The sequence below is a fragment of the Massilia timonae CCUG 45783 genome, assembly GCF_000315425.1.
GTDB classification, from domain to species: Bacteria; Pseudomonadota; Gammaproteobacteria; order Burkholderiales; family Burkholderiaceae_D; genus Telluria; species Telluria timonae.
In genome coordinates this window covers 1,035,012-1,060,251 of the sequence record NZ_JH992922.1, presented here as the reverse complement: position 1 = coordinate 1,060,251, position 25,240 = coordinate 1,035,012, and the positions used below count along the sequence as shown (strand labels likewise).

The 25,240-nt window shown below is 67.0% G+C and carries 22 protein-coding genes, 1 tRNA gene and 1 pseudogene; 13 read left to right on the top strand and 11 right to left on the bottom strand.

Annotated features, from left to right (window positions below):
• Positions 1-3: 3 nt before the first annotated feature.
• The 8 genes and pseudogenes from HMPREF9710_RS04535 to HMPREF9710_RS04500 all read right to left on the bottom strand — a co-directional run bounded on the left by HMPREF9710_RS04535 (position 4) and on the right by HMPREF9710_RS04500 (position 8,751).
• Entirely contained in the window at positions 4-903 is a 900-nt protein-coding gene (locus HMPREF9710_RS04535) for a LysR family transcriptional regulator (protein ID WP_005664309.1), read from the bottom strand.
• 325 nt (positions 904-1,228) lie between these two features.
• Positions 1,229-1,993, bottom strand: a pseudogene (locus HMPREF9710_RS04530) (N-acetylmuramoyl-L-alanine amidase); the annotation flags it as partial.
• A gap of 28 nt (positions 1,994-2,021) precedes the next feature.
• A complete protein-coding gene (locus HMPREF9710_RS04525; RefSeq protein ID WP_005664305.1) occupies positions 2,022-2,939 on the bottom strand; it encodes an N-acetylglucosamine kinase in 918 nt (305 codons plus the stop codon).
• An 18-nt stretch (positions 2,940-2,957) separates the two neighbouring features.
• Positions 2,958-4,547, bottom strand: a complete 1,590-nt coding sequence (locus tag HMPREF9710_RS04520) for a glycoside hydrolase family 10-like protein (RefSeq protein WP_169331313.1) — start codon at positions 4,545-4,547, stop codon at positions 2,958-2,960.
• A 33-nt stretch (positions 4,548-4,580) separates the two neighbouring features.
• Positions 4,581-5,723 carry an acyltransferase family protein gene (locus HMPREF9710_RS04515; RefSeq protein WP_005664301.1) on the bottom strand — a complete coding sequence of 381 codons (1,143 nt, stop codon included), beginning with the start codon at positions 5,721-5,723 and terminating at the stop codon, positions 4,581-4,583.
• A gap of 6 nt (positions 5,724-5,729) precedes the next feature.
• Positions 5,730-6,995, bottom strand: coding sequence for an MFS transporter (locus tag HMPREF9710_RS04510; RefSeq protein ID WP_005664299.1), 1,266 nt, complete (start codon positions 6,993-6,995; stop codon positions 5,730-5,732).
• A gap of 41 nt (positions 6,996-7,036) precedes the next feature.
• Positions 7,037-7,915 carry an N-acetylmuramic acid 6-phosphate etherase gene (gene murQ / locus HMPREF9710_RS04505; RefSeq protein ID WP_005664298.1) on the bottom strand — a complete coding sequence of 293 codons (879 nt, stop codon included), beginning with the start codon at positions 7,913-7,915 and terminating at the stop codon, positions 7,037-7,039.
• Between the two features lie 95 nt (positions 7,916-8,010).
• Positions 8,011-8,751 carry a GntR family transcriptional regulator gene (locus tag HMPREF9710_RS04500; protein WP_005664296.1) on the bottom strand — a complete coding sequence of 247 codons (741 nt, stop codon included), beginning with the start codon at positions 8,749-8,751 and terminating at the stop codon, positions 8,011-8,013.
• 124 nt (positions 8,752-8,875) lie between these two features.
• Between HMPREF9710_RS04500 and HMPREF9710_RS04495 the strand changes: the two genes are divergently transcribed.
• On the top strand, positions 8,876-10,171 hold the full coding sequence (locus tag HMPREF9710_RS04495; RefSeq protein WP_005664294.1) for a serine hydrolase domain-containing protein: 1,296 nt from the start codon (positions 8,876-8,878) through the stop codon (positions 10,169-10,171).
• Positions 10,172-10,287: 116 nt separating this feature from the next.
• Entirely contained in the window at positions 10,288-11,520 is a 1,233-nt protein-coding gene (locus HMPREF9710_RS04490; RefSeq protein ID WP_005664292.1) for a D-amino acid dehydrogenase, read from the top strand.
• 17 nt (positions 11,521-11,537) lie between these two features.
• On the opposite strand, the gene HMPREF9710_RS26945 is transcribed toward HMPREF9710_RS04490, so the two are convergent.
• Positions 11,538-11,840, bottom strand: a complete 303-nt coding sequence (locus HMPREF9710_RS26945; protein ID WP_081589847.1) for a HigA family addiction module antitoxin — start codon at positions 11,838-11,840, stop codon at positions 11,538-11,540.
• Positions 11,841-12,008: 168 nt separating this feature from the next.
• On the opposite strand from HMPREF9710_RS26945, the gene HMPREF9710_RS04485 reads away from it, so the two are divergent.
• The 10 genes from HMPREF9710_RS04485 (at position 12,009) to HMPREF9710_RS04440 (ending at position 23,466) form a co-directional block, all read left to right on the top strand.
• Positions 12,009-12,470, top strand: a complete 462-nt coding sequence (locus tag HMPREF9710_RS04485; protein ID WP_005664290.1) for a YchJ family protein — start codon at positions 12,009-12,011, stop codon at positions 12,468-12,470.
• A 46-nt stretch (positions 12,471-12,516) separates the two neighbouring features.
• Positions 12,517-14,124 carry a carboxyl transferase domain-containing protein gene (locus tag HMPREF9710_RS04480; RefSeq protein WP_005664288.1) on the top strand — a complete coding sequence of 536 codons (1,608 nt, stop codon included), beginning with the start codon at positions 12,517-12,519 and terminating at the stop codon, positions 14,122-14,124.
• 13 nt (positions 14,125-14,137) lie between these two features.
• Positions 14,138-14,926: an enoyl-CoA hydratase/isomerase family protein gene (locus tag HMPREF9710_RS04475; RefSeq protein ID WP_005664286.1), complete on the top strand. Its 789-nt coding sequence runs from the start codon at positions 14,138-14,140 to the stop codon at positions 14,924-14,926.
• A 16-nt stretch (positions 14,927-14,942) separates the two neighbouring features.
• Complete coding sequence (gene bioA, locus HMPREF9710_RS04470) at positions 14,943-16,283, top strand: adenosylmethionine--8-amino-7-oxononanoate transaminase (protein ID WP_005664284.1); 1,341 nt, start codon at positions 14,943-14,945, stop codon at positions 16,281-16,283.
• A 2-nt stretch (positions 16,284-16,285) separates the two neighbouring features.
• Positions 16,286-17,473, top strand: a complete 1,188-nt coding sequence (gene bioF, locus HMPREF9710_RS04465) for an 8-amino-7-oxononanoate synthase (RefSeq protein ID WP_005664282.1) — start codon at positions 16,286-16,288, stop codon at positions 17,471-17,473.
• Positions 17,470-18,318 carry a dethiobiotin synthase gene (bioD, locus tag HMPREF9710_RS04460; protein WP_005664281.1) on the top strand — a complete coding sequence of 283 codons (849 nt, stop codon included), beginning with the start codon at positions 17,470-17,472 and terminating at the stop codon, positions 18,316-18,318. The genes bioF and bioD overlap by 4 nt, the downstream gene beginning before the upstream one ends.
• 19 nt (positions 18,319-18,337) lie before the next feature.
• Complete coding sequence (bioB, locus tag HMPREF9710_RS04455; protein ID WP_081589885.1) at positions 18,338-19,363, top strand: biotin synthase BioB; 1,026 nt, start codon at positions 18,338-18,340, stop codon at positions 19,361-19,363.
• Positions 19,364-19,440: 77 nt separating this feature from the next.
• A complete protein-coding gene (locus tag HMPREF9710_RS04450) occupies positions 19,441-21,453 on the top strand; it encodes an acetyl/propionyl/methylcrotonyl-CoA carboxylase subunit alpha (protein ID WP_005664279.1) in 2,013 nt (670 codons plus the stop codon).
• A gap of 164 nt (positions 21,454-21,617) precedes the next feature.
• On the top strand, positions 21,618-22,547 hold the full coding sequence (locus HMPREF9710_RS04445; RefSeq protein WP_005664278.1) for a 2-hydroxyacid dehydrogenase: 930 nt from the start codon (positions 21,618-21,620) through the stop codon (positions 22,545-22,547).
• A 1-nt stretch (position 22,548) separates the two neighbouring features.
• Positions 22,549-23,466 (top strand): hydroxymethylglutaryl-CoA lyase, encoded by a 918-nt coding sequence (locus tag HMPREF9710_RS04440; protein ID WP_005664277.1) that lies wholly within the window; start codon positions 22,549-22,551, stop codon positions 23,464-23,466.
• A gap of 71 nt (positions 23,467-23,537) precedes the next feature.
• On the opposite strand, the gene HMPREF9710_RS04435 is transcribed toward HMPREF9710_RS04440, so the two are convergent.
• A tRNA-Pro gene (locus tag HMPREF9710_RS04435) sits at positions 23,538-23,614 on the bottom strand.
• 99 nt (positions 23,615-23,713) lie between these two features.
• Here HMPREF9710_RS04435 and HMPREF9710_RS04430 point away from each other — a divergent pair.
• A complete protein-coding gene (locus HMPREF9710_RS04430) occupies positions 23,714-24,325 on the top strand; it encodes a hypothetical protein (RefSeq protein ID WP_005664276.1) in 612 nt (203 codons plus the stop codon).
• Between the two features lie 4 nt (positions 24,326-24,329).
• On the opposite strand, the gene rsmI is transcribed toward HMPREF9710_RS04430, so the two are convergent.
• Positions 24,330-25,235: a 16S rRNA (cytidine(1402)-2'-O)-methyltransferase gene (gene rsmI, locus HMPREF9710_RS04425; protein WP_005664275.1), complete on the bottom strand. Its 906-nt coding sequence runs from the start codon at positions 25,233-25,235 to the stop codon at positions 24,330-24,332.
• Positions 25,236-25,240: the final 5 nt, after the last annotated feature.

Sequence of the window (25,240 nt, the reverse complement as noted above, 5' to 3'; positions counted from 1 at the left end):
GGTCTACTTTTGTTCAAGGCAGGCGCGCGCGGTCGCGCCGATGCAGTTGGCCAGCTCGCGCGCCCCGTGCGACAGGGGCGAATGGCTGGCGGTGAGCAGGTACAGGTGCACCGGGATCGATGGCGACCACTGGCGGCACTGCACCTTGCTTGGGGCCGCCGAGGCGGCGGTGAACGGGTCGAGGATGGCGGTGCCGGCGCCGGCCTCCACCAGCGAGCGCGCGATCTGGTAGGTCTGCACCACGGTGCGGAACACCGGCTGCACGCCCTGGGCCTCGCAGGCGGCGACGACCATCTCGCCCAGCGGATCGCGGTCGGCCAGGCCGATCAGTTCACCGCTCAGGTCTTCGGCCGAGATCGGCTTTTTGCATTCGTCGTCGGTCCAGGTGCCGGCGGGCGCCACCACGGTCAGCAGGCCGTGCGCGATCGGCTCGGCCACGATGCCGGGATGGCGCGGATCCTGCAGCGACAGCGCGAGGTCGGCTTCGCCCAGGCGCAGCGCATTGACGATCTCGCTCGTGTGATGCGTTGCAAGCTCACAACGGGTTTCGGGAAAATCGCGGCGCCAGGCCGTCATCCCCACCGGCAGCACGCTGACCGCGATGGTCGGCGTCGACACCAGGCGCACGGTCTCGACCGCGCGGCCCTTGAGGCTGGCGGCCAGGCGGCGGATGCCCTGCAGGTCGCGGTTCAGTTTCTCGGTTTCGGCGAACAGGCGGTGCGCTTCCGGCTTGGGATACAGCTTGCCGCGCACGCGCTCGAACAGCGGCATGCCCAGCTGCAGCTCGGCGTGCTGCAGCACCTTGGTCACCGCCGGCTGGGAGATATGCAGCACCTGGGCGGCGCCGCTGATGGTGCCGACTTGCATGATGGCGTGGAATACCTCGATATGACGCAGACGCATTGCTTCATCCTTCAGTAGAAAACCCACCCCGCATACGCACAGGGTGGATGGGCGAAGGATACAGCGAAAATTGCTGTACGGCGATGGGTCACGGTGTATTCACTGGCGGCGTGGCAGGCACGGGCGCAGGCACCGGCGCGGTCGGCGGCACGTTCTCCAGCGCGCCCGGCAGCGGCTCGGCAGTCGGGGCCGGCGCCGATGGCGGCACTGGCGTACCGACCGGCGGCATGGGCGCCGGCATGGGCGCCGGCGCTTGCTGCGGCAGCGGCAGCGGCTGGGCCGGGATCACCGGCATCGGCGGCGGCGGAGTGCCGGCCGGCGTGGTCAGCACTTCGAGCAGCGCCGCCGTCTCGGCGTCCGGATTGCCGGAAATGTCCAGCGGGCGGTATTTCATCTGGAACGCCGCCAGCGTGGTGCGGGTGGCTTCGTCGTACACGCCGCTTTGCACAATGCCGAAACCGTGGGTCGCCAGCTTGCGCTGGAACCAGCCGACGTCGGGCAGCAGGGCGTCGAAGGCCGGGCGCACGGCCGCCACGCGGGCGGCGTCCGGCCACAGCACCAGGCCCTCTTGCGCCAGGCGCTGCCACGGGAATTGCGGACCCGGATCCTGCTTCCTCAACGGCGCGATGTCGCTGTGGCCCAGCACGTTCTCGGGCGCGATGCCGTGGCGCTGGACAATGTCTTTTACCAGCGGAACCAGGGCGTCCACCTGCGCTTGCGGGAACGGCGCATAGACGCGGCCGGTCGGCGTGTCCTTCCAGCCGGCGTTGACGATCTCGATGCCGATCGAGCTGTTGTTCAGCTGGGTGAAGTTCTTCCAGCTCGAATTGCCGGCATGCCAGGCGGCGCGGTTCTCGTCGACCAGGCGATAGATCTTCGGCGTCGCCTCGTCGGTCAGCAGGTAGTGCGAGCTGACCTGCTGCTCGGTCAGGATCTTGATCGAGCTCGGCGTGTTGGCGACCGTGTAATGCAGCACCAGGAAGCGCGCCCGGCTCGACTGGCCCTTGGCGGTATAGGTGGTGTCGTAGCGCGGGACGGTGGAGCAGCCCGCCAGCACGGTCAGGGCGAGTAAGGCGGCGATCGATTTCATCTTGTTCTCCTTGGTGGTTTCTTGTCGTTCAACCCAGCGCCAGGCGCGCGGCCGCGTGGTGGGCGCGCAATCCGGTCTGCGCAAAGTCGATATTCGGGGGCAGCGCTGCGCGCATGGTGTCGGCGATCAGCGGATGCAGTTCGGCGGCGCGTCCGCTCAAGGCCACCGGACGCGCCCCGAAGCGCGCGATCAAGGCCGACGCCAGGCGCGCCAGTTCGCGGCCGGCGTCGACCAGGATGGCGCGCGCCGCCGGATCGCTTTGCGCACTGGCGGCGACGGCCAGCGCCAGCTTGCCGACCGTCCCGCGCTCGTTTTGATAGATGAACTTTCGCGATTCGGCCCAGTCCGATCCGCCGACGTGTTCGAACACGGCATGCGCCATCGGCGAATCCCGCCAGCAGCCGGGACGTTCGTCTTCATTGCGCCAGATGTGGCGCAGCGCTTCGCGCGCGATCCAGAAGCCGCCGCCGCCATCGTCCAGCACCACGCCCCGGCCGCCGGCGCGGTGGAACACGTCGTGCTCGTCGATGAAGGCCCCGATCGAACCGGTGCCGGCATAGACCAGGTAACCTTCGCCCGGCGCGAAGCTGGCGCGGTAGGCGATCTCGATGTCGTTGCACAAGGTGACCGCGCCCGGCGCCACGCCCAGCAAGGCGGCCAGCCAGCCCTGCAGCAGTTCGCCATCGCCGCCGAAGCCGGTCAGGCCGGCCTGCACCCGCACCGGGTTCGCATGCTGCAATACCGCCGCCGCCAGCCGTTCGAAGGTGGCGCGCACGGCGTCGCGGCCGTGGGGCGTGGCCATCTGCAGGGCGGAGAGACCGTCGACCGTGCCCTCGGCCAGGATCGCGCCGCCGGGCGCCGCCAGCGCCCAGCGGGTCTGGGTGCCGCCGGCGTCGATGCCCAGGCCGGCGCCTGCTACGCGCAGAATGTCTTGATCAGTCGGCATACCGTGATGCTACCCGCATTATGGTTTCGACCACACACGCACGCGCTCGCCCTCGTTGCCGAGGCGGTCGACCGCGCTCACCACGACGATCTCGGCCGGGCCGAGGCGTTCGTCGTCGGAAATCGTCCAGGTCGCGCGCGCCGCCGGCGCCACGGCGAAGCGCCATTCATTGCCGTGGCGGGCCCAGATCGCATACAGGGCATTGCCCTTGCCCGCCTTCAGGCTCAGGTCGACCGATCTGGCGCCGCGGGTCGCCTTGATCGCGGGCGTGCCGGGCCGCGTGCTGCCCAGCCACGGCGTGGCCGGCACCAGCGCCTGGCCGGTGTAGCGGGTCGTGCGCAGCTGGTCGCTGATGCCCTTGCGGTTCTGCATCAGGGCCACCATGCTGAAGTGGATGTGGCCGGTGGCCAGCGGACGCGAACGGGTCACGCTGACCTGCTGCAGCACTTCGTCCGGCTCGTAGTCGCGGGTCGGCGCGCCGATGCGGCTGGTGAACAGGCCCGGCCAGATATGGCGGCCGAGCGGGTTCTGGCCGATCCAGTAGTCCAGCAGCACGTCATAGGCCTGGCCCGGCGGCTTGATCGGCCAGTACAGCTGCGGCACGAAGTAGTCGAGCCAGCCCTCCTGCAGCCACAGTTCGGCGTCGGCATACAGCTTGTCGTATTGCGAGAAGCCGACGATGCCAGGCGGACGGCGGTCGGGCCGGCCCAGGCCGAAGGGGCTGATGCCGAAGCGCACCCAGCTTTTTTCGGCATGGATGCCCTTGTACATGGCCTCGATCAGGCGGTTGACATTGTCGCGGCGCCAGTCGGCGCGCGCCAATGTGCCGCCGCTCTTCAGGTAGCGCTGCCAGGCCGGATCGTCGGGGAAGTCCAGTTCGGCCCTGGCCGCGCGGCCATCCAGCGCGGCGGCATTGCCGGCCACGGCCGGCGTGGCCTCGATCGGGTAGGGATAGAAATAGTCGTCGATGTGCACGCCGTCGATGTCGTAGCGGCGCACGACGTCGAGGATCACGTCCATGGTCTGCTTGACGGCTTCCGGCTCGCCCGGGTCCATCCACATGAACTTGCCATAGCGCTTGACGATGTCGGGATTGGTGTTGGTGATGTGGTTCGGCGCCGACTGCGAGCGCGCCGCGTCCATGCGCGCACGGTAGGGGTTGAACCAGGCGTGCAGCTCGAGGCCGCGCGCATGCGCCTGGTCGATCCAGAACTTGAGCGGATCGTAGGCCGGCATTGGCGGTTTGCCTTGCGCGCCGCTCAGGTACTCGGTCCACGGCTCGATCTTCGACGGATAGATCGCATCGGCCGAAGGACGCACCTGCAGCACGATCGCATTCAGGTTCAGCGACTTGGCGCGGTCGAGGATGGCGATGGCTTCCTGCTGCTGCTTGGCGGACGACAGGCCGGGCTTGCTGGGCCAGTCGATATTGGCGACGGTCGAGACCCAGGCGGCGCGCAGCTCGCGCGGCGCGGCGGGCGGGTCGTCGCCGCCGCTGGTTTCGGCGACCGGCACGTCGCGGGTGAGCGGCTTGGTGCCGCAGCCGGCCAGCAGACCGCCCAGGGCGAAGGCGCTGGCCATGCCGAGCGTGAAAGCGCGTTTGTTCATATCGGGAAGCAAAGTGGCTCCTTTGTGTTCTGTTCAGACTTTGACGAACCAGCGCTTGCGCCACATGCACCAGGCAATGGCAAACATGCAGGCGTTGAAAGCGATGGCGTACAGTAATGAGGTGTTGCGTGGGTCCAGCGGCAGCGCGGCGAACGGCGCGTACAGGAGTCGGCCGAGCGCGAGCTGGCTACCGTCCGGCTGCGTGAGTTGGATCAAACCGAGCATCTTGGCGATGAGGCCGGATAAAGCGAAGATGAACAGCGCGTTCATGCCGTAGATGACGAAGGGGGTGCTCAGGCGCTGCATGCGCTCGCGCAGTGCCGTTGACGGCGCCGCGTCCAGCAGCCAGTAGCTGGCGCCGAAGGCCAGCAGCGCCCAGCCGCTCATCAACAGGCAGAACGATGGCGTCCACAGGCTTTTATTGATCGGCATGAGGACCGCGTCGAGCGTGGAGCCCAGCGCCAGGCAGGCCAGGCCGGAGAGCATCAGCCACACCACCTGCTCGACCCGCGGCAGCGCCGAGAGCAGCAGGCGGCCGGCCAGCACGCCGAACAACAGGCTGCACACGGCCGGGAGCGTGGACACCAGGCCTTCCGGGTCCCAGGTCTTCGCCTGCGCCCACAGGTGGCCGTCCATCAGCGCGCGGTCGATCCAGGCGCCGGCATCCCGGCCCGGCTCCAGGTTGCCTGCGCCGATGCCGGGCACCGGCACCAGCAGCATCAGCACGCTGTACAGCGCCAGCAGCAGGAAGACGGCGAGCGCCTGGCCGCGCCACGTCAGGTAGACCACCAGCGGCGCCGCCAGCAAGGTGCACAGGGCGATGCGCTGCAGCACGCCGGGAATGCGCACGCTGTCGAAATCGAAACGCGGGATCAGGTTGAGCAGGAAGCCGATCAGGAAGATCAACGCGGCACGCTTGGCCAGCTTGAGGAGCAGCTGCGGCTTGTGCGCGCCGGCGGCGGCCAGGCGGCCCAGCGACAGCGCCATCGCGACGCCGCCAATGAATAAAAAGAAAGGGAAGATGGTGTCGGTGAACGTCCACCCATGCCAGGCCGCATGCGCGAGCTGCGCATGCAGGTGGCCCCAGTCGCCCGGATTATTCACGAGCACCATCGCGGCGATGGTGAAGCCGCGGAAGGCGTCGAGCGATGTCAGGCGCACCGGTGCGTCGATCATGGCCCGTTATTTTTTCCCGAATTCGGGATCGATCTTCACCAGCGCCGCCACGATGAATGCGGGGATCGTCGCCAGGCAGGTCCAGATGAAGAAGTGCTTGTAGCCCAGGTATTCCTGCAGGTCGCCGCTCCACATGCCCGGCACCATCATGCCCAGCGCCATCAGGCCGGTGCAGATTGCATAGTGCGCGGTTTTATTGGGACCATCGGCCACCATGATCATGTACATCATCATGGCCGTGAAGCCGAAGCCGTAGCCGAACTGCTCGAGCGCGAGGAAGGCGGACACCGTCACCAGGTCGGTGGGCTGCGTCTGCGACAGATAGACGAACACCAGGTCCGGCAGGTGGATCGCGAACACCATCAGCCACAGGCAGCGCTTGAGCCCCAGGCGCGAGATCAGCCAGCCGCCGGCCAGGCCGCCCAGCGTCAGCGCGATGATGCCGACCGTGCCGTAGGCGATGCCGTATTCGGCGGTGGTGAGCCCCAGGCCGCCTTCGCTGACCGGGTCCTTCAGGAACGGCGCCACGAGCTTGAGCAGCTGGGCCTCGCCCAGGCGGAAGGTGAGGATGAAGGCGACGATCATCCAGATGTCGCGCTTCCTGAAGAAGGCGGCGAAGGTGCCGAAGAAGTCGCGCAGCGGATTATTGGTGGTCGGGGCGGGACGGTCGTCCTCGGGCACCGGCAGCACGAACTGGTGCCAGGCGAATGCGGCGAAGAAGATCCCGGCCAGTACGTAGAACACGATCGCCCAGGCTTGCCTGACGTCGCCCAGGCTCACGGCCAGGTAGCCGGCCAGCACCACCAGCGGGCCTTGCCCGACCAGGGTCGCCAGGCGATAGAAGGTGCTGCGCACGCCGACGAAGGCGGCCTGCTGCTGCTGGCGCAGGCCCAGCATGTAGAAGCCGTCGGCCGAGATGTCATGGGTGGCCGAGCTGAACGCCATGATCCACATGACGGCCAGGCTGACGGCGAAAAAGGCCGGTGTGTGCAATACGGTGCCGACCGCGATCAGCGAAGCGCCGACCACGATCTGCAACAGCACGGTCCAGCGGCGCTTGGTGCCGAACATGTCGACGATGGGCGACCACAGCGGCTTGACGACCCACGGCAGGTACAGCAGGCTGGTGTAGAAGGCGATGTCGGAATTCGAGATCCCCATGTCCTTGTACATGATGACGGTCAGGTTCATCACCACGACATAGGGGATGGCCTGGGCGAAGTACAGGGACGGCACCCACAGCCATGGGCGGTTCGCTTGCGGTTTCTGCATGTCTCTTTCTTGTGCCCTTAGGCAAGGCTGCGGAAACGCGCTTACGCGAGCGCCTGGCGCACGCTGCCGCGCGCCGCTTCCAGCAGCGCTTGCGCCTGCTCGACACTGGTTTGTTTGGACAAGGCCACGATGGCGGTCTTGACGTGGAATCCGCATTGCTCCAGCACCGCCCGCGCGGCCTCCTCGTCGGCGCCGGTGGCGAAGCTGGTGAGGCGGATCGCGCGCCGTACCAGTTTGGCATTGGTAGCCTTCAAGTCTACCATCAGGTTGCCGTAGACCTTGTTCAAACGCACCATCAGCGCGCTGGAAAAGGTGTTCAGCGCGATCTTTTGCGAGGTGCCGGCCTTCAGGCGCGTGCTGCCCGAGACCACTTCCGGCCCGGTGTCCAGGGTGATGCCGATTTCGGCTTCCCGCGTGACCGGCGCGTCCGGGTTGTTGGCGAAGCCGATCGTCAGCGCGCCGACCGCGCGCGCGGCCCGGATCGCGCCCAGCACATACGGCGTGCCGCCCGATGCGGCGATCGCCAGCACCACGTCGTCCGGCCCCACGTTCACGCCCTCCAGGTCCGCGCCGCCCTGCTCCACGTCGTCTTCGGCCCCTTCGACCGCGACGAACATCGCGTCGCTCCCGCCGGCCAGCAGCGCCACCGCGCGTCCATGCGGCCAGGAGAAGGTCGGGTACAGCTCGACGCTGTCGAGCACGCCGAGGCGGCCCGAGGTGCCGGCGCCGACATAGATCAGGCGTCCGCCCGCCTCCATGCGCGGCAGCGCGGCGGTGACGGCGGCGGCGATGCGCGGCGCGGCCTTGCGCACCGCCTCGACGGCCTGGAACTGGTCGTCGACGAAGACGTTCACCAGTTCGGTGGTCGGATACTGGTCGAGGGCGGCGTGCGCCTGGGAAGGGGTTTCGGTATTGAGCATCGCCGTGTCTCGAGGATGGAATTGTGATGAAACCAGTGTAATACCAATTCGGCAAGCCATCCCATGAAAGGATCGGCCGCCGCCATGCCGCGAGGTTATGCGGGTCGGCGCAGCTCAGCCACGAAGTCGTAGTGATCGCTGCGGCAGTAGGAATGGGTCAGCTCGACCGGCTCGCCCGATTCCAGGTAGCCGACGCGGGTGATGAACAGCACCGCGCGGCCTTCCGGCACGTCCAGGCGCGCCGCCAGCTCGGCGTCGGCGTTCATGGCGCGGATATGCTGCAGCGCGCGCACCGGCATGTGGCCGGTCTTGCCGAGGTGGGCGTACAGCGAGGCGGCCACGCCATCGGGACGCGGCAGCACCGTGGCCGGGATCACGCTGACCTCGTAGGCCATCACGACGTCGTCGGCCAGGCGCAGGCGTTCCAGGCGCGCCACCCGCGCGCCGGGCGAGAGGCCCAGCGAGAGCTGCTCGTCGGCGTCGGCCAAGACCACTTCGCGGCGCAGCCACTCGGAGCGCGGGGTGTAGCCGCGCTGCTGCAGTTGTTCCGAAAAACTCGACAGGTTCGACAGCGGCTGCTCGATGCGCGGCGCGATATAGTTGCCCGAGCCGCGACGGCGCACCACGAGGCCCTGCTCGACCAGCTGGTCGATCGCCTTGCGCGCGGTGACGCGCGAGACGTCGAGCTGTTCGGACAGCATGCGTTCGGAGGGCAGCGCCTGGTCGGCCTGGTAGCGGCCGTCGCGCACGTCCTGCGCCAGCTTGCGCGCCAGCTGCATGTAGAGGGGAGAATTGTCGTCCAGGTTGACCTGGAATCCGGGACCGGGGGTGTTCATACCGTGGAAGCATACCACTTGAGACCAATACAAAAGAGTTATGGCGTCCCCACGGCTATTCATTAGGCAAGGGTTTCGGGCTGTCCGTATCCTGATCCCGCAAACTCAATAAAAAAGGAATGACATGAATCACGGCAGGCGATCCCTGCTCGGCATGGTCATGCTGGGCGCGATGGAACCGCTGTTCGCGGCGATGCCGCCGGCGTCCGGCGGTGTGGCCTCGCTCGACGCCGAGCTGGCTGCCATCGCCGATGATCCCGCCTTCCCGCTGGCCAGCCTGTCGGTGGTGGCCCTGCGCGCCGGTCGGCCGGTGTACGAAGGCGCGTTCGGGCGCCGCACCATCGGCAACGGCGCCATGCCCGACCGTCCCGCCACACCGGATACTTTGTTCCGCATCGCCTCGATCTCGAAGCTGGTCACCACGCTCGGCCTGATGCGCCTGCTGGAAGACGGCAAGGTCGATCTCGATGCCGACGTCTCGGACTACCTCGGTTTCGACTTGCGCAATCCGCATTTCGCCAACCAGGCGATCACCCTGCGCCACCTGTTGCTGCATACCTCCTCGCTGCGCGACGACGCCGGCTACTTCTGGCCGGCCACGACCGCGCTGAAGGACGTGCGGCCCGCCTGGTCGAGCCTCGCCGGCCCTGACGGCGCCTATTACAGCTACTGCAACCTGGGCTTCGGCCTGATCGGCACGATCATGGAGCGCGTGACCGGCGAACGCTTCGACCGCCTGATGGCGCGCCTGCTGTTGCAGCCGCTCGGCCTGCAGGCCGGCTACAATCCGTCCGAACTGCCGAAGGCGGCGCAGGACCGGCTGGCGACCATCTACCGCAAGCGCGCGGTGGACAGCGACACCTGGCAATCCGACGGCCCCTGGGTCGCGCAGGTCGACGCCCCCGGCATCCAGCCGCCGCCCGGCCTGGCCGGCTACGTGCCGGGCACGAACGCCACGCCGTTCAGCCCGACCGGCGGCCTGCGCATCTCGGCGCGCGACCTTGGCGTCGTCATGCGCATGCTGATGGCGGGCGGCGTGCATGACGGCAAGCGCCTGCTGCAACAAGCGACGCTCGACCGGATGTTCGCCCGCCACTGGCGTTACGACGGCGTCGGCGGCAACGGCAACCCGCTGGGCAGCATCCTCAGCCCGCGCGGCCTGGGCAACGCCCACTATCCCGACCGTCCCGGGATGTGGCTGACGCCCGGCTTCGACGCGGTGGGCCACCTGGGCGACGCCTACGGCCTGCGCTCGGTCTTCGCCATGGACCGCGCCAGTGGCAACGGCATCGTGGTGCTGGCCGGCGGCAGCGCGCGTGACCCGTCGACCGATCCGGGCCGCGATTCCTCGCTGGCGCGCTACGAGGAACGCGTGCTGGCAAGTGTTTACCGGCGCGCCATCCTCGGCCAATCTTCGTGAACGCTCGCGCAAATGCGTACATATATGCCGGTTATGACTGTTCGCCCACCATTCATTGGCGGGCCGTCCAACCAGCCTCTAAGCTCTCTCCCCCAATCTGAACAAACGAGTCTGGCATGCAGCACATCATCGTGATCGGCGGCGGCGTCGTCGGCCTGGCATCGGCCTGGTGGCTGGTGGAAGCCGGCTACGGCGTCACCCTGCTCGAGCGCGCGCCGGAAGTCGGCAGCGGCGCCAGCTACGGCAACGGCGGCCAGCTCAGCTACCGCTACGTCTCGCCGCTGGCCGACGCAGGCATTCCGCTCAAGGCCGTCAAATGGCTGTTCCAGGCCGACGGCCCGCTGCGCTTCAAGCCGGAGGCCGACCTGCGCCAGTACCGCTGGCTGGCCAGCTTCCTGGCCCACTGCCGCGCCGACGTCAACCGCCGCACCACGGCCAAGCTGCTCGAGCTGGGAGAATGCTCGCGCCGCGCGATGGGGCAGCTCGATCTGGTGGTGCCGCCCGAATCCTTCCACTGGCGCGACGCCGGCAAGCTGGTGGTCTACCGCTCGCGCGAGGTGTTCGAGGCAGCGGCGTCGAAACCCGGCGCCGGCCAGGTCTGGTCGCCCGAAGAGTGCGGCGCGCGCGAACCGGCGCTGGCGGCAAGCCAGCACCTGCTGGCCGGCGGCATCTACAACGCCGGCGAGGCGGTGGCCGACTGCCACGCCTTCTGCCTGGCCCTGGCCGGGCGCCTGCGAGAACACCCGCGCTTTCGCGGCTTCGTCCATGGCGAGGCGCGCGGGCTGTACGCCGAGCGCGGACGCATCCGCGGCGTCGAGACGGCCGGCGGCCTGCTCACGGCGGACGCCTACGTGCTGGCGGCCGGGATCCAGAGCCGCGACCTGGCCGGATCGATCGGCATCGACCTGCCGCTGTATCCGCTCAAGGGCTACAGCCTGTCCGCCCCGATCCGCCAGGACGACGTGGCGCCCGAGATCAGCGTCACCGACTTCGAACGCAAGGTGCTGTATGCGCGCATCGGCGACCGGCTGCGGGTGGCGGCGATGGTCGACATGGTGGGCGAGGACCTGCGCCACGATCCGAAGCGGGTCGAGGGCCTGACGCGCCAGGTGCGCGACACCATGCCGCGCGCGGCGGATTATTCGCAGGTCTCGGTGTGGGCGGGCTTGCGGCCGGCCACGCCGAGCAGCGCGCCGATCATCGGGGCCACCCGGTATGACAATCTGTGGCTGAACGTCGGGCACGGGCCGTTGGGGTTTACGTTTGCCTGCGGGACGGCGGCGGTGCTGGCCGACCTGGTGCAGGGGAAGGCGCCGCCGTTTGGGTTGGATGGGTTGACGCTGCGTTAATAAATTCCGTTCATGCGTCAACGGCTACAACGTGGCTGGATCATCTTGGTGATCGATTCTCCAGACAGGGACTTGGCTGTTTGAAGCTCGTACATCATCTGCAAGTTCAACCAGAACTCTGGAGTCGTTCCGAAGTAACGTGAAAGGCGCAACGCCATGATTGGACTGATACCAGACTTTTCGCGCCTGATTCTATTCACTTGTGCGGGACTGACGAGCAACGCGACGGCTAATGCATCACCTGACATTTTCAGTGGCACCAAATATTCTTCACGCAGAACCTCTCCAGGATGAACTGGCCGCATTCGATTGGCAAACATATAAGCTCCAGTACAAGTCCATACCCAACTGCTGAATTTTTTAGCTGCGGTCCACTTTTACGATGAAATAGACACTTCGCCTGTCTATACGTTCCAGCAATTATCCTTGGCGCCGGAGTCATGCAGCCCGCATGACCCACAGTCGCGAAATCGCGGATAATTGCCGCCATGTCCACCCGTCCCACCTCTCCCTGCCCCTGCGGCGGCCCCGCGTTCGCGCAATGCTGCGGACCCTACCTGGCCGGCGCGGCCCTGCCGCCGACCGCCGAAACCCTGATGCGCTCGCGGTATACCGCATTCACGCTCAAGGACGAGTCCTATCTGGTTGCCACCTGGCATCCAAGTACCCGCCCGCAGGAAGCGATCATCGACGAGTCCGAGCCCATGCGCTGGCTCGGACTCGAGATAAAAACTGCTTTACGTTTACGTCAACGTAAAGCAGAATTGCCGGACGATCCAGAGCAAGACCCGAACCGTATCAACGAGGATAGCGTCGAATTCGTCGCCCGCTTCAAGGTTGGCGGCCGTGCGCACCGCCTGCACGAAGTCAGCCGCTTCGTGCGCGAACCCGGCCCGGATGGCGCGCTTCGCTGGTTCTACCTGGACGGCAGTTTCCCTGACAAGAAGTAGCGCCGCGAGAGGCGGACAAAAAAGAGACGAAAGCAGAGGACGGCACATGCCCCAGATCGAGAGCAAACTGAACCCGCGCGGCGAGGACTTCAAGACCAATGCCGCGGCAATGCAGGCGGTGGTGGACGACTTGCGCGCGCGCGTTGCCCAGATGTCCCAGGGCGGTGGCGAAGCGGCCTGCGCCAAGCACGTTGCGCGCGGCAAGCTGCTGCCGCGCGAGCGCGTCGAACACCTGCTCGATCCGGGTACGCCCTTCCTCGAATTCTCGCAGCTGGCCGCCTATGAGATGTATGACGGCGCCGCCCCCAGCGCCGGCATCATCACCGGCATCGGCCGCGTATCGGGCCAGGAATGCGTGATCGTCTGTAACGATGCCACCGTCAAGGGCGGCACCTATTACCCGATGACGGTGAAAAAACACCTGCGCGCGCAGGAGATCGCCGAGCAGAACAACCTGCCCTGCATCTACCTGGTCGACTCGGGCGGCGCCAACCTGCCGAACCAGGACGACGTCTTCCCCGACCGCGACCACTTCGGCCGCATCTTCTACAACCAGGCGAACCTGTCGGCCAAGGGCATCCCGCAGATCGCCGTGGTGATGGGTTCGTGCACCGCCGGCGGCGCCTACGTGCCGGCGATGAGCGACGAGTCGATCATCGTCAAGGAACAGGGCACGATCTTCCTCGGCGGCCCGCCGCTGGTGAAGGCCGCGACCGGCGAAGTGGTCAGCGCCGAAGACCTGGGCGGCGGCGACGTCCACACCCGCCTGTCGGGCGTGGCCGACCACCTGGCCCAGAACGATCCGCATGCGCTGGCGCTGGCGCGCACCATCGTCTCGAACCTGAACCGGGTCAAGCCGGTGCAGGGCGCGCTGCGCGAGAGCGTGGAGCCGAAGTACGCCCCTGAAGAACTGTATGGCGTCATTCCGGTCGATACCCGCAAGCCCTTCGACGTGCGCGAAGTGATCGCGCGCGTGGTGGACGGTAGCGAATTCGACGAATTCAAGGCGAGATATGGCACCACGCTGGTGTGCGGCTTCGCCCACATCTACGGCATGAAGGTCGGCATCATCGCCAACAACGGCATCCTGTTCTCCGAGTCCGCCTTGAAAGGCGCCCACTTCATCGAACTGTGCTGCCAGCGCAAGATCCCGCTCGTCTTTTTGCAGAACATCACCGGCTTCATGGTCGGCCGCAAGTACGAAAACGAAGGCATCGCCCGCAACGGCGCCAAGATGGTCACCGCCGTCGCCACCGCCTCGGTGCCGAAGTTCACCATCATCATCGGCGGCTCCTTCGGCGCAGGCAACTACGGCATGTGCGGCCGCGCGTTCTCGCCGCGCTTCCTGTGGATGTGGCCGAACGCGCGCATCTCGGTGATGGGCGGAGATCAGGCGGCGTCGGTGCTGGCCACCGTCAAGCGCGATGGGCTGGAAGCGAAAGGCGGCCAGTGGTCGCCCGAAGAAGAAGCCGCGTTCAAGCAGCCGATCAAGGACCAGTACGAACACCAGGGCCACCCCTACTATGCCAGCGCGCGCCTGTGGGACGATGGCGTGATCGATCCGGTTGATACGCGCATGGTGCTGGGCCTGGGCTTATCAAGCGCCATGAACAAGCCGATCGAGGACACGAAGTTCGGCGTGTTCCGCATGTAAGGGAGAGATGAATATGGACTATCAGACCCTCACCATCGCGATCGCCGACAAGGTCGCCACCGTCACCCTGAACCGCCCCGAGCTGCGCAACGCCTTCAACGAGCACGCGATCGCCGAACTGGCGCTGGCCTTCGATGAACTGGGCCGGAGCGACACGGTGCGCGCCATCGTCCTGGCCGCGAACGGTCCGGCCTTCTGCGCCGGCGCCGACCTGAACTGGATGAAGAAGATGGCCGGCTACTCGCATGAAGAAAACCAGGAAGATGCGCTGCGCCTGGCCGACATGCTGCGCACGATCTACCTGTGCCCGAAGCCCACCGTGGCCAAGGTGCAGGGCGACTGCTACGCCGGCGGCATGGGGCTGGTGGCCGCCTGCGACATCGTCGTCGCCATCGACACCGCCGGTTTTTGCCTGTCCGAAGTGAAGCTCGGCCTGATTCCGGCTACCATCTCGCCTTACGTGATCAAGGCCATGGGCGAGCAGGCCGCGCGCCGCTACTTCTTGACGGCCGAACGTTTCGATGCGCTTGAGGCGCGCCGCATCGGCTTCGCGCATGAAGTGGTGGCCGCCGACGCGCTCGACGCGACGGTCGCCGGCATTGCCCGCGCCCTGGTCAACAACAGCCCGAACGCCCTGAAGGAAGCCAAGACGCTGGTGCGCGACATCGTCGGCAAACCAGTCGACGATGCGCTGCTGCTCGATACCGCCGGCCGCATCGCCGCCATCCGCGCCTCACTGGAAGGGCGGGAAGGCGTGGCTTCCTTCCTTGAAAAACGCAAGCCCACATGGCTGCAATCATAGATATTGGAATACAGAAGTGACTCAATCGACCTCCTCCGAGTGGATCGCGCGCAGCCTGCGCAGCGTATGGCATCCCTGCACGCAAATGCAGCATCACGAGGAGGTGCCGCTGATCGCGGTCAGCCATGGCAAGGGCCCGTGGCTCTATGACTATGACGGCAAGCGCTACCTGGACGGCATCAGCTCGTGGTGGGTCAATCTGTTCGGCCATGCGAACCCGCGCATCAACGCCGCGCTGAAAGACCAGCTGGACAAGCTCGAACACGCGATGCTGGCCGGCTTCACGCATGCGCCGGTGGTCGAGCTGGCCGAACGCCTGTCGAAGCTGACCGGCCACGCGCTGGGCCACGCCACTTTCGCCTCGGATGGCGCTTCCGCGGTCGAGATCGCGATGAAGATGAGCTTCCACGCCTGGCGCAATGCCGGCAAGCCGGCCAAACAGGAATTCGTCTGCCTGCAAGGCAGCTACCACGGCGAGACCATCGGCGCGCTGTCGGTCACCGACGTCCCGCTGTTCAAGGATGCCTATGGCCCGCTGCTGCGCGCCTCCCACGTGGTGAGCGCGCCCGACGCGCGCAACGCGGGCGAAGGCGAAACCGCCCAGGACGTGGCGCGCCGCGCGATCCTGGAAGTGAAGGAACTGTTCGAGCAGCGCGGCGACAACATCGCGGCCATCATCGTCGAACCGCTGGTGCAGTGCGCGACCGGCATGGCGATGTACGACCCGCTCTACCTCAAGTTGCTGCGCGACCTGTGCGACCAGCACCATGTGCACCTGATCGCCGACGAGATCGCGGTCGGCTGCGGGCGCACCGGCACCTTCTTCGCCTGCGAACAGGCGTCGATCTGGCCCGACTTCATGTGCCTGTCGAAAGGCATCAGCGGCGGCTACCTGCCGCTGTCGCTGGTGCTCACCCGCGACGACATCTACCAGGCCTTCTACAGCGAAGACATCACGCGCGGCTTCCTGCACTCGCACTCGTACACCGGCAATCCGCTGGCCTGCCGCGCCGCGCTGGCCACGCTCGACATCTTCGAGGAAGACGATGTCTTGAACCGCAATCGCGAACTGGCCACCAAAATGACGATCGCGCTGGCGCCGCTGGCGGAACACGAGCGCGCCCGCCACTTCCGCCAGCGCGGCATGATCTTCGCGTTCGACGCCATCGAGCCGGACAAGGATCGCGCCTCGACCTTCTCGCGCCGCTTCTTCTCCACCGCGGTCGAGAACGAACTGCTGCTGCGCCCGATCGGCCGCACCGTCTACCTGATGCCGCCCTATGTGCTGGACGACGAGGACGTCGCCGGCCTGGCCGCGCGCACCATCAAGACCTTCGAATCGGTGATTGCTGCGTGACCATGAACCTGATTGCCGCCATCGACCGCAAGCTCGACGCGCTCGCCGCCCACAGCCTGGTGCGCAAGCGTCGCGTGACCGACGGCGCCTGCGCGCCGCGCCAACGGGTTGACGATCGTATGCTGCTGGCCTTCTGCAGCAACGACTACCTCGGCCTGGCGTCGCATCCCGTGGTCATCGAAGCATTGCGCGCGGGCGCCACTTTGTACGGCGCCGGCAGCGGCGCCTCGCACCTGGTGTCGGGCCACGGCCGCGCCCACCACGTGCTGGAAGAGCGCCTGGCCGAGTGGATGGCGCCGCACCTGCAACAGGCGCGCGCGCTCACGCTGTGCACCGGCTATATGGCCAACCTCGCGATCCTGACCGCGCTGGGCCTGGATGCCGATGCGACGATCTTCTCGGAGGAGCTGAACCACGCCTCGCTGATCGACGGCGCGCGCCTGGCGAAGGCCGGCGTCACCGTTTATCCGCATGGCGACGTCGATGCGCTCGAGGCGCAACTGAAGGCCAGCACCGCCGCCACGAAAATCGTCGTCACCGACAGCGTCTTCAGCATGGACGGCAACCTGGCCCCGCTGCCGGCGCTGCTGGCCGTGTGCGAGCGTCACGGCGCCTGGCTGGTGGTCGACGACGCCCATGGCTTCGGCGTGCTGGGGACGAACGGCCGCGGCGCGCTCGAACACTTCGGCCTGCGCTCGCCCAACCTGGTGTATATGGGCACGCTCGGCAAGGCGGCCGGCGTCGGCGGCGCCTTCGTCGCCGCGCACGCCAGCGTCATCGAATTGCTGGTGCAGCGCGCCCGTCCCTACATCTACACCACGGCCTGCCCGCCGGCCCTCGCGCACGCCCTGCTCGCCAGCCTTGATATCATTGGCGGCGCCGAAGGAGAATCACGACGCGCCCACCTGGCGGGGCTGGTCAGGCAGTTGCGCGAGTCGCTGGATTTCCAACGTTGGAAACTGGCGGCGTCGACCACCGCGATCCAGCCCGTCATCATCGGCAGCAACGACGCCGCGCTGCGCGCCTCCGCCGCCCTGCATGAACAGGGCCTGTGGGTGCCGGCGATCCGCCCGCCGACCGTGGCGCCGGGCACGGCGCGCCTGCGCGTGACCTTGTCGGCCGCCCACGGCATCGACGACGTCGCGCAACTGGCGCAGGCGCTCAACAGACTGGAAAAGGCCGCACCATGAACAACCCGAACAACCTGAACGACAATGACGACCCGATCGCGGCGCCGCCCGCTGCGGTGCCAGAGGTCGACCTCCACGAGCCGGCTCATAGACCGGAACTTGAGCCAGAGCTCGAGGCGCGCGCCATCGACGGCCTGCCTTCGCGCTTCGCCTGCTTCGTCACCGGCACCGACACCGAGATCGGCAAGACCCTGGTCTCGAGCGCCATCCTGCACAAGCTCGCCGCCAGCGGCGTGCGCGCCTGCGGCATGAAGCCGGTGGCGGCCGGCGCCGAACTGCGCGACGGCGAACTGCATAACGACGACGCCGACATGCTGGTCGCTGCCGGCAACGTGCACCTGCCGTCGTCGATCACGACGCCGTATATGCTGCGCGAACCGGCGGCGCCGCACATCGCCGCCGCGCTGGAAAACGTCACCATCGAATCGGCGCCGATCATCGCCGCCTTCGCCGAGATCCAGGCCGCCTCCGACGCGGTCGTGGTCGAGGGCGTGGGCGGCTTCCGGGTGCCGTTCAACGACAACTTCGACAGCGCCGACCTGGCCGCGCAACTGAACCTGCCGGTGATCCTGGTGGTCGGCATGCGCCTGGGCTGCATCAGCCACGCCCTGCTCACGGTCGAAGCGATCGTGGCGCGCGGGTTGGTGCTGGCCGGCTGGGTCGCCAACACGGCCGACCCGAATATGAGGTTCGAGCAAGAGAACATCGAGGCGCTGGCACAGCGCATCCCGGCGCCGCTGCTGGGCCGCGTGCCGCGCCTGCAAACACCGACGGCCGCCGCGGCGGCCGAATTCATCGATCTCGCTGGACTGCCGGGATGGCCGTCCACGCGAGGCCAGTCCTGAAGGAACCACCATGTCCAATATGAACACCGTCGCCCTGCACCGCCCGGCGGCCCCGATCAAACCAGCGGAAAACGCCACCTGGCCGCTGGCCGACGTGCTCGCGCTGTTCGAGCTGCCATTCCCGGAACTGATGCACCGCGCCTCGACCCTGCACCGCGAATACTTCCCGGACGGCGACGTCGAACTGGCGACCCTGCTGTCGATCAAGACCGGCGGCTGCGAGGAAGACTGCGGCTACTGCCCGCAGGCGGCGCGCTACGACACCGGCGTCGAAGCCAAGAAGATCCTCGACATCGACACCGTGCTGGACGCGGCGCGCGCGGCGAAGGCCAGCGGCGCGACGCGCTTCTGCATGGGCGCCGCCTGGCGCAGCCCGAAGGAGCGCGACATGGAAAAGGTCGAGACCATGGTGCGCGAAGTGAAGGCGCTGGGCATGGAGACCTGCGCCACGCTGGGCATGCTCGAAGCCGGCCAGGCCGAGCAGCTGAAAAAAGCGGGCCTGGACTACTACAACCACAATATCGACACCGCGCCTGACTTTTACAACAACGTCATTTCGACCCGCGAATACCAGGACCGCCTGGACACGCTGGGCCGCGTGCGCGAAGCGGGCCTGAAGGTCTGCTGCGGCGGCATCGTCGGCATGGGCGAGACGCGCGAGCAGCGCGCCGGCCTGATCGCCCAGCTGGCCAACCTGAACCCGTATCCGGAATCGGTGCCGGTCAACCACCTGGTGCAGGTCGAGGGCACGCCGCTGCACGGCCTCGACAAGCTGGACCCGATCGAATTCGTGCGCACCATCGCGGTCGCGCGCATCACCATGCCGCAAGCGCGCGTGCGCCTGTCGGCGGGCCGTCGCGAGCTGGGCGAAGCGGTGCAGGCGATGTGCTTCATGGCCGGCGCCAACTCGATCTTCTACGGCGACAAGCTGCTCACCACCGACAATCCGGAAGCCGACGACGACCGCGTGCTGCTCGAGAAGCTGGGCCTCAAGACGCGCGCCGCCACGCTCGATTCGGTACAGAAGGAAGCTTGCGGCTGCTGATGCAGCACCCTGCGCGGCCGGGGAGACACGGCCGCGCCCACAATTCGTCCGAACAACCATCAGCGAAAGATAAGCGCATGTTCACCAAGATCCTCATCGCCAACCGTGGCGAAATTGCCTGCCGTGTCGCCGCCACCGCGCGCCGCATGGGTATTCGTACCGTCGCCGTGTATTCCGAGGCCGACGCCGGCGCCAAGCACGTCGCGGTGTGCGATGAGGCGGTCCTGATCGGCCCCGCGGCCGCCAAGGACAGCTATCTGCGTGGCAGCAAGATCATCGAGGTGGCCAGGGCCACCGGCGCCCAGGCGATCCATCCGGGCTACGGCTTCCTGTCCGAGAACGCCGAGTTCGCGGAGGCGGTGCAGGCCGCCGGACTGGTGTTCATCGGCCCGCCGGCTTCCTCGATGCGCGCGATGGGCTCGAAGTCGGCCGCCAAGCAGCTGATGGAGAGCGCCAACGTGCCGCTGGTGCCGGGCTACCATGGCGACGAGCAGAGTCCGGATTTACTGCATATGCAGGCCGACCGCATTGGTTACCCGGTGCTGCTCAAGGCCAGCGCCGGCGGCGGCGGCAAGGGCATGCGCGTGGTCGAGCGTTCGGAAGATTTCGAAGCCGCGCTGGCCTCGTGCAAGCGCGAGGCGATCTCCAGCTTCGGCGACGACAAGGTGCTGGTCGAGAAGTACCTGATCCGCCCGCGCCACATCGAGATCCAGGTCTTCGCCGACAGCCTGGGCGGTTGCGTCTACCTGCACGAGCGCGACTGCTCGGTGCAACGCCGCCACCAGAAAGTGCTGGAAGAAGCGCCGGCCCCGGGCATGCCGGCGGACCGTCGCGCGGCCATGGGCGAAGCGGCGGTGAATGCCGCGCGCGCGGTCGGCTACGTCGGCGCCGGCACGGTGGAATTCATCGCCAACCAGGACGGTTCGTTCTACTTCATGGAGATGAACACCCGCCTGCAGGTCGAGCATCCGGTGACGGAAATGATCACCGGGCTAGATCTGGTCGAATGGCAGTTGCGCGTCGCCTTTGGCGAGCCGCTGCCGAAGAAACAGCATGAACTCGGCATCCACGGCCACGCGATCGAGGCGCGCGTGTATGCCGAGAATCCCGAAAAAGGCTTCCTGCCGTCGATCGGCGCCTTGCGCCACATGGACGTGCCGCAGGCGGTGGCGTTCGAGCTCGGCGCGGATGCAATGCATCCCGCCGCCGTGCGCGTCGACTCCGGCGTACGCGAAGGCGATGCGATCTCGCCGTTCTACGACCCGATGATCGCCAAGCTGATCGTCTGGGGCGCGGACCGCACGCAGGCGCTGGCGCGCATGTCGCAGGCGCTGGCCGAGTTCCGCATCGTCGGCCTGGCCACCAATATCGCCTTCCTGAAACGCCTGGTCGAAGGCGAAGCGTTCGCTAGCGCCGACCTGGATACGGGTTTGATCGAGCGCAATCATTCCTCACTTTTCCCGCCACCGGCCCCGGCCCCGCTCGGCGCGCTGGCCCTGGCCGCGCTTGCGCTCGTCAACAGCGAAACCGCGCACGGCGCTGCCAACGACGCCGACCCATGGAGCCAGGCCCGTGGCTGGCGCATGAATGGCGACTACCGCCGCACCCTGTCCTTCAGCGACGAGCACGGCGATTACCGTGTCGGTCTGACTTATCTCAATAGTGCGTGGGAAATTGACCTTGATAAGCAGCGCCAGCGCATCGAACTAATCTCGCGGAACGATGCCGAGCTGACGCTGCGGCTGGGAGAAACTGCCGTGCATGGCTGCGTGCGCCGCGATGGCGACATGTTCCACGTGTTTAGCGGTGGCCGCCATCACACCCTGACGTACAATGACCCGATGGCACATGCCGGTGAGATTGAATCGGCGGGCGGTCGCCTGACGGCGCCGATGCCGGGCAAGGTGGTCGCGGTACTGGCCCAGTCCGGCAAGGACGTCAAACAGGGCGAGCCGCTGGTGATCATGGAAGCGATGAAGATGGAACACACGATTTCCGCGCCGAGCGACGGCCTGGTGGAAGAAGTGCTGTACCAGGTCGGCGACCAGGTGGCGGATGGCGCGCCGCTGCTGGCCTTCAAGGCGGCGTAAGCAAGACCCATAAAGGGCACCTCGAAAAACCGTCGCGAGCGGCAGCAGTTTCGGGTGAGAAGCGCAGCTGTACTGGAGTACAGCGAGCATCGCAGACCGAAAATGCAACGCGCAGCAGGTTTTTCGAGGTGCCAGAACCACCCTGACAAAAACGAGGGGGAGACATGCGCATTGTCCTGTACCGGGGCGATGGCGTCATCGAGCCGTGGGAACGCGAGTTCTCGGCCATGATGCCAGGCGTCGAAACGGTCACCTGGAAGGAGGGCCAGTTGCTGCCCCCCTGCGATTACGCGGTATTGTGGAACCCGGCGCCCGGCCTGCTGGCGCAGCTGGACGAGGTCAAGGCGATCTTCCTGATGGGCGCCGGCGTCGACGCCGTGCTCAAGTTCGGCGAGACGCTGCCGCGCGTGCCGCTGGTGCGCCTGGGCGACGCCGGCATGGGCGTGCAGATGGCCGAGTACGTGGCGCACGCCGTGCTGCGCTACTTCAGGCGCTTCGACGAATACGAACAGCAGGCACGGCACGGCGCCTGGAATCCGCTGCCCCAGCATCCGAAAGAGTCGTTCACGATCGGCGTCATGGGACTGGGCAAGCTCGGCATGCCGGTGGTCGAGGCGATGCGCCATTTCGGCTTTCCGGTGCGCGGCTGGAGCCGCAGCCCGAAGGACATCCCCGGGGTGCCGACCTATGCCGGCATGGAGGGGCTCGACGACTTTTTACACGGCACGCGGGTGCTGGTCTGCCTGCTGCCGCTCACCGCGGACACGACCAACCTGCTCGACCGCCACCGGCTGGGCAAGCTGGCGCCCGGCGCCTATCTGATCAACGTCTCGCGCGGCGCGATCCTGGCCGAGCCCGACCTGATGACGCTGATCCGCTCGGGGCACATCGCCGGCGCCACGCTCGACGTGTTCCGCCACGAGCCGCTGCCGGCCCCGCATCCGTTCTGGAACGAACCGCGCATCGCCCTCACCCCGCATATCTCGGCGCTCACCATGCGCCTCGACGCCGTGCGCCAGATCGCCGCCAAGATCGGCGCCCTGGAAGACGGCGAACCGGTCGACGACCTGGTCGACCGCCAACTTGGATACTGAGATGAACCAGCCTGCATTGCCCACCAAAGTCAAGATCGTCGAAGTCGGCCCGCGCGACGGCCTGCAGAACGAGAAGGAAGCGCTGAGCGCCGACGTGAAAGTCGAACTGGTCGAGCGCCTGGCGCGCGCCGGCTTCGTCAACGTGGAAGCGGCCGCCTTCGTGTCGCCGAAATGGGTGCCGCAGATGGCGACCAGCGCCGAGGTGCTGGCGCGCATCGCGCGCCAGCCCGGCACCATCTATTCGGCGCTGGTGCCGAATATGCAGGGCTTCGAGGCCGCGCTTGCCGGCGGGGCCGACGAGGTGGTCGTGTTCGGCGCGGCCTCCGAAGCCTTCTCGCAAAAGAACATCAACTGCTCGATCGCCGAGTCGATCGCCCGCTTCGAGCCGGTGGCGCGCGCGGCGAAGGAACACGGCCTGCGCCTGCGCGGCTCGATCAGCACCGCCTTCGGCTGCCCCTACCAGGGCGAGGTGCCGCTTGACGCCGTCGGCGACGTGGTGGCGCGCATGCGCGACCTGGGCTGTGACGAGATCGACATCGCCGACACCATCGGCGTCTCGACCGCGCGCAAGACCCAGGCCGTGATGCTGCGCGCGGCGCGCGAATTCCCGATCGCCCAGCTGGCCGGCCACTTCCACGACACCTATGGCCAGGCGCTGGCCAACATCTATGCGGCGATGGAGGTGGGCGTGGCGATCTTCCACTCCTCGGTGGCCGGCCTGGGCGGCTGCCCCTATGCCAAGGGCGCGACCGGCAACGTGGCGACCGAGGACGTGCTGTACCTGATGCAGGGGCTGGGCATCGAGACCGGCGTGGATCTCGACCAGGTGGTCGATGCCGGCCTGTTCATCTCGCAGCAGCTGGGCCGCAAGAGCATCAGCCGCGCCGGCAACGCGATCGCGGCCAAGCGCGCCGGATGAATCGTCGGGGTGGACGGCACCCCACAACGAAAAAAGCCGACAACTCACGTTGTCGGCTTTTCTCTTAATGCTGGTCGGAGTACAAGGATTCGAACCTTGGACCCCCTGGTCCCAAACCAGGTGCGCTACCGGGCTGCGCTACACTCCGAAGAAGCGAGATAATATCGGTTTCGCGTGACCTGGTCAAGTTTTCGTTGCAAAATAGCGAGCTGGTAGTTTTCTGAAGTTAAGTTGAGGTATGTATGTCATGCATATGGCTCTGAACTTTGGCGACCCGGTCAGCCTGCAACGAGGCAACCGGCGCATCGTCATCGGCGTCGCGGTATCGATCGCGGTGCACGCATTATTCCTGCTGGCGTACCGGAATACGACGTTCAAGACCATGGAGATCGCGCCGGCCGAGCCGACTGTGCTGTCCGTCATGATCGCCCCTCCGGCGCCGCCACCGCCACCACCCGCGCCGGAAATCGTTCGTCCCCCGGCGCCAGCCCCCAGCGCCGCCGCTGCACCACGCACGACCCGGCCTGCGCCGCCACAAGCCGTGATCGCGGTCCCGGAAAGTTCACGCGCCGAGCCCGATCCGTTCGTCGTGCAACAGGAAGAAACCGCGGAACCAGCGCCGAAGTTCGACATGAACGCGGCGCGCGCGGTGGCGCGCGCGAATGCCCACCTGCGCGACCCGTCGAAGGAAGGCACGGCGCTCGCGCAATTCCCCGAGCCGGCGCTGCAGACCGAATCCAAGCTGGCGCGCGGCATCCGCGAAGCCAAGCGGCCCGATTGCAAGGACGGCCTTCCGGGCGGGCTGCTGGCGCCGATTTATTTACTGATGGAGAAAAAGGATTCGGGCTGCAAGTGGTAAGCCGTCATTCACCCTTGATCTGCAGCGCACGCTCGTAGAGCGCATTCTTCTTGCGCCCCGTGATCTGCGCCGCCAGGTTCGCCGCCTGCTTCACGCTGCACTCGCTCAACAGGATCTGCAGCACGCGCTCGGCCTCGGCATCTTCGGCGTCCGTGGCCTCGACGGCGCCGGCCACCAGCACCACGAATTCGCCGCGCTCGCGGTGCTGGTCGGCCGTGACCCAGGCGCGCGCATCCTTCAGTTCGCAGCGGTGCACTTCCTCGAACATCTTGCTCAGCTCGCGGGCGAACACCACCTGCCGGGTCGGCTCGAAAGCCGCCGCCAGCGCCTCGACGCAATCGACGATGCGATGCGGCGCCTCATAGAACACCAGGGTCGAGGTCTCGCGCGCCAACGGCGCCAGCGCCGCCTCGCGGCCCTTGGCCTTGGCCGGCAGGAAGCCGACGAAGTGGAAGCGGTCGTTCACCAGGCCGCTGGCCGACAGCGCCGCGATCGCGGCCGAGGGACCCGGCAGCGGCACCACGTTCAGGCCCGCGCTGCGCACCGCATCGACGATGCGCGCGCCGGGATCGGACACGCCCGGCGTGCCGGCGTCGGACACCAGCGCCACGCGTTGTCCGGCGCGCAGGCGCTCGACGATTTTCTCGGCCACTTCGCGCTCGTTGTGCTGGTGCGCGGCGATGGTCGGCTGGGACAGGCCGAAGCGCTGCAGCAGCGCACCGGTCTTGCGCGTGTCCTCGCAGGCGACCACGTCGCTGAGGGCCAGCAGGTGTAAAGCACGCAGGGTGATGTCGGTGACGTTGCCGATCGGAGTAGCCACGACGTACAGCGTTGCGGTAGGATAGGACTGCTGGGCCGCCTCGCCCATGACGGGAAGTCGGGCGATGTCGATGGTCTGCTGATCTGTCATAAAGG

What these genes read in the sequence shown, in the direction of transcription:
- HMPREF9710_RS04475 (WP_005664286.1), top strand. Translation starts at nt 14,138, where the DNA reads ATGGACTATCAGACCCTCACCATCGCGATCGCCGACAAGGTCGCCACC.
- HMPREF9710_RS04495 (WP_005664294.1), top strand. Translation starts at nt 8,876, where the DNA reads ATGAATCACGGCAGGCGATCCCTGCTCGGCATGGTCATGCTGGGCGCG.
- bioF (WP_005664282.1), top strand. Translation starts at nt 16,286, where the DNA reads ATGAACCTGATTGCCGCCATCGACCGCAAGCTCGACGCGCTCGCCGCC.
- HMPREF9710_RS04485 (WP_005664290.1), top strand. Translation starts at nt 12,009, where the DNA reads ATGTCCACCCGTCCCACCTCTCCCTGCCCCTGCGGCGGCCCCGCGTTC.
- rsmI (WP_005664275.1), bottom strand. Translation starts at nt 25,235, where the DNA reads ATGACAGATCAGCAGACCATCGACATCGCCCGACTTCCCGTCATGGGC.
- HMPREF9710_RS26945 (WP_081589847.1), bottom strand. Translation starts at nt 11,840, where the DNA reads ATGTTTGCCAATCGAATGCGGCCAGTTCATCCTGGAGAGGTTCTGCGT.
- HMPREF9710_RS04440 (WP_005664277.1), top strand. Translation starts at nt 22,549, where the DNA reads ATGAACCAGCCTGCATTGCCCACCAAAGTCAAGATCGTCGAAGTCGGC.
- HMPREF9710_RS04430 (WP_005664276.1), top strand. Translation starts at nt 23,714, where the DNA reads ATGCATATGGCTCTGAACTTTGGCGACCCGGTCAGCCTGCAACGAGGC.
- HMPREF9710_RS04525 (WP_005664305.1), bottom strand. Translation starts at nt 2,939, where the DNA reads ATGCCGACTGATCAAGACATTCTGCGCGTAGCAGGCGCCGGCCTGGGC.
- HMPREF9710_RS04535 (WP_005664309.1), bottom strand. Translation starts at nt 903, where the DNA reads ATGCGTCTGCGTCATATCGAGGTATTCCACGCCATCATGCAAGTCGGC.
- HMPREF9710_RS04500 (WP_005664296.1), bottom strand. Translation starts at nt 8,751, where the DNA reads ATGAACACCCCCGGTCCCGGATTCCAGGTCAACCTGGACGACAATTCT.
- bioD (WP_005664281.1), top strand. Translation starts at nt 17,470, where the DNA reads ATGAACAACCCGAACAACCTGAACGACAATGACGACCCGATCGCGGCG.
- murQ (WP_005664298.1), bottom strand. Translation starts at nt 7,915, where the DNA reads ATGCTCAATACCGAAACCCCTTCCCAGGCGCACGCCGCCCTCGACCAG.
- HMPREF9710_RS04520 (WP_169331313.1), bottom strand. Translation starts at nt 4,547, where the DNA reads ATGAACAAACGCGCTTTCACGCTCGGCATGGCCAGCGCCTTCGCCCTG.
- HMPREF9710_RS04510 (WP_005664299.1), bottom strand. Translation starts at nt 6,995, where the DNA reads ATGCAGAAACCGCAAGCGAACCGCCCATGGCTGTGGGTGCCGTCCCTG.
- HMPREF9710_RS04450 (WP_005664279.1), top strand. Translation starts at nt 19,441, where the DNA reads ATGTTCACCAAGATCCTCATCGCCAACCGTGGCGAAATTGCCTGCCGT.
- HMPREF9710_RS04445 (WP_005664278.1), top strand. Translation starts at nt 21,618, where the DNA reads ATGCGCATTGTCCTGTACCGGGGCGATGGCGTCATCGAGCCGTGGGAA.
- bioB (WP_081589885.1), top strand. Translation starts at nt 18,338, where the DNA reads ATGAACACCGTCGCCCTGCACCGCCCGGCGGCCCCGATCAAACCAGCG.
- HMPREF9710_RS04480 (WP_005664288.1), top strand. Translation starts at nt 12,517, where the DNA reads ATGCCCCAGATCGAGAGCAAACTGAACCCGCGCGGCGAGGACTTCAAG.
- HMPREF9710_RS04490 (WP_005664292.1), top strand. Translation starts at nt 10,288, where the DNA reads ATGCAGCACATCATCGTGATCGGCGGCGGCGTCGTCGGCCTGGCATCG.
- HMPREF9710_RS04515 (WP_005664301.1), bottom strand. Translation starts at nt 5,723, where the DNA reads ATGATCGACGCACCGGTGCGCCTGACATCGCTCGACGCCTTCCGCGGC.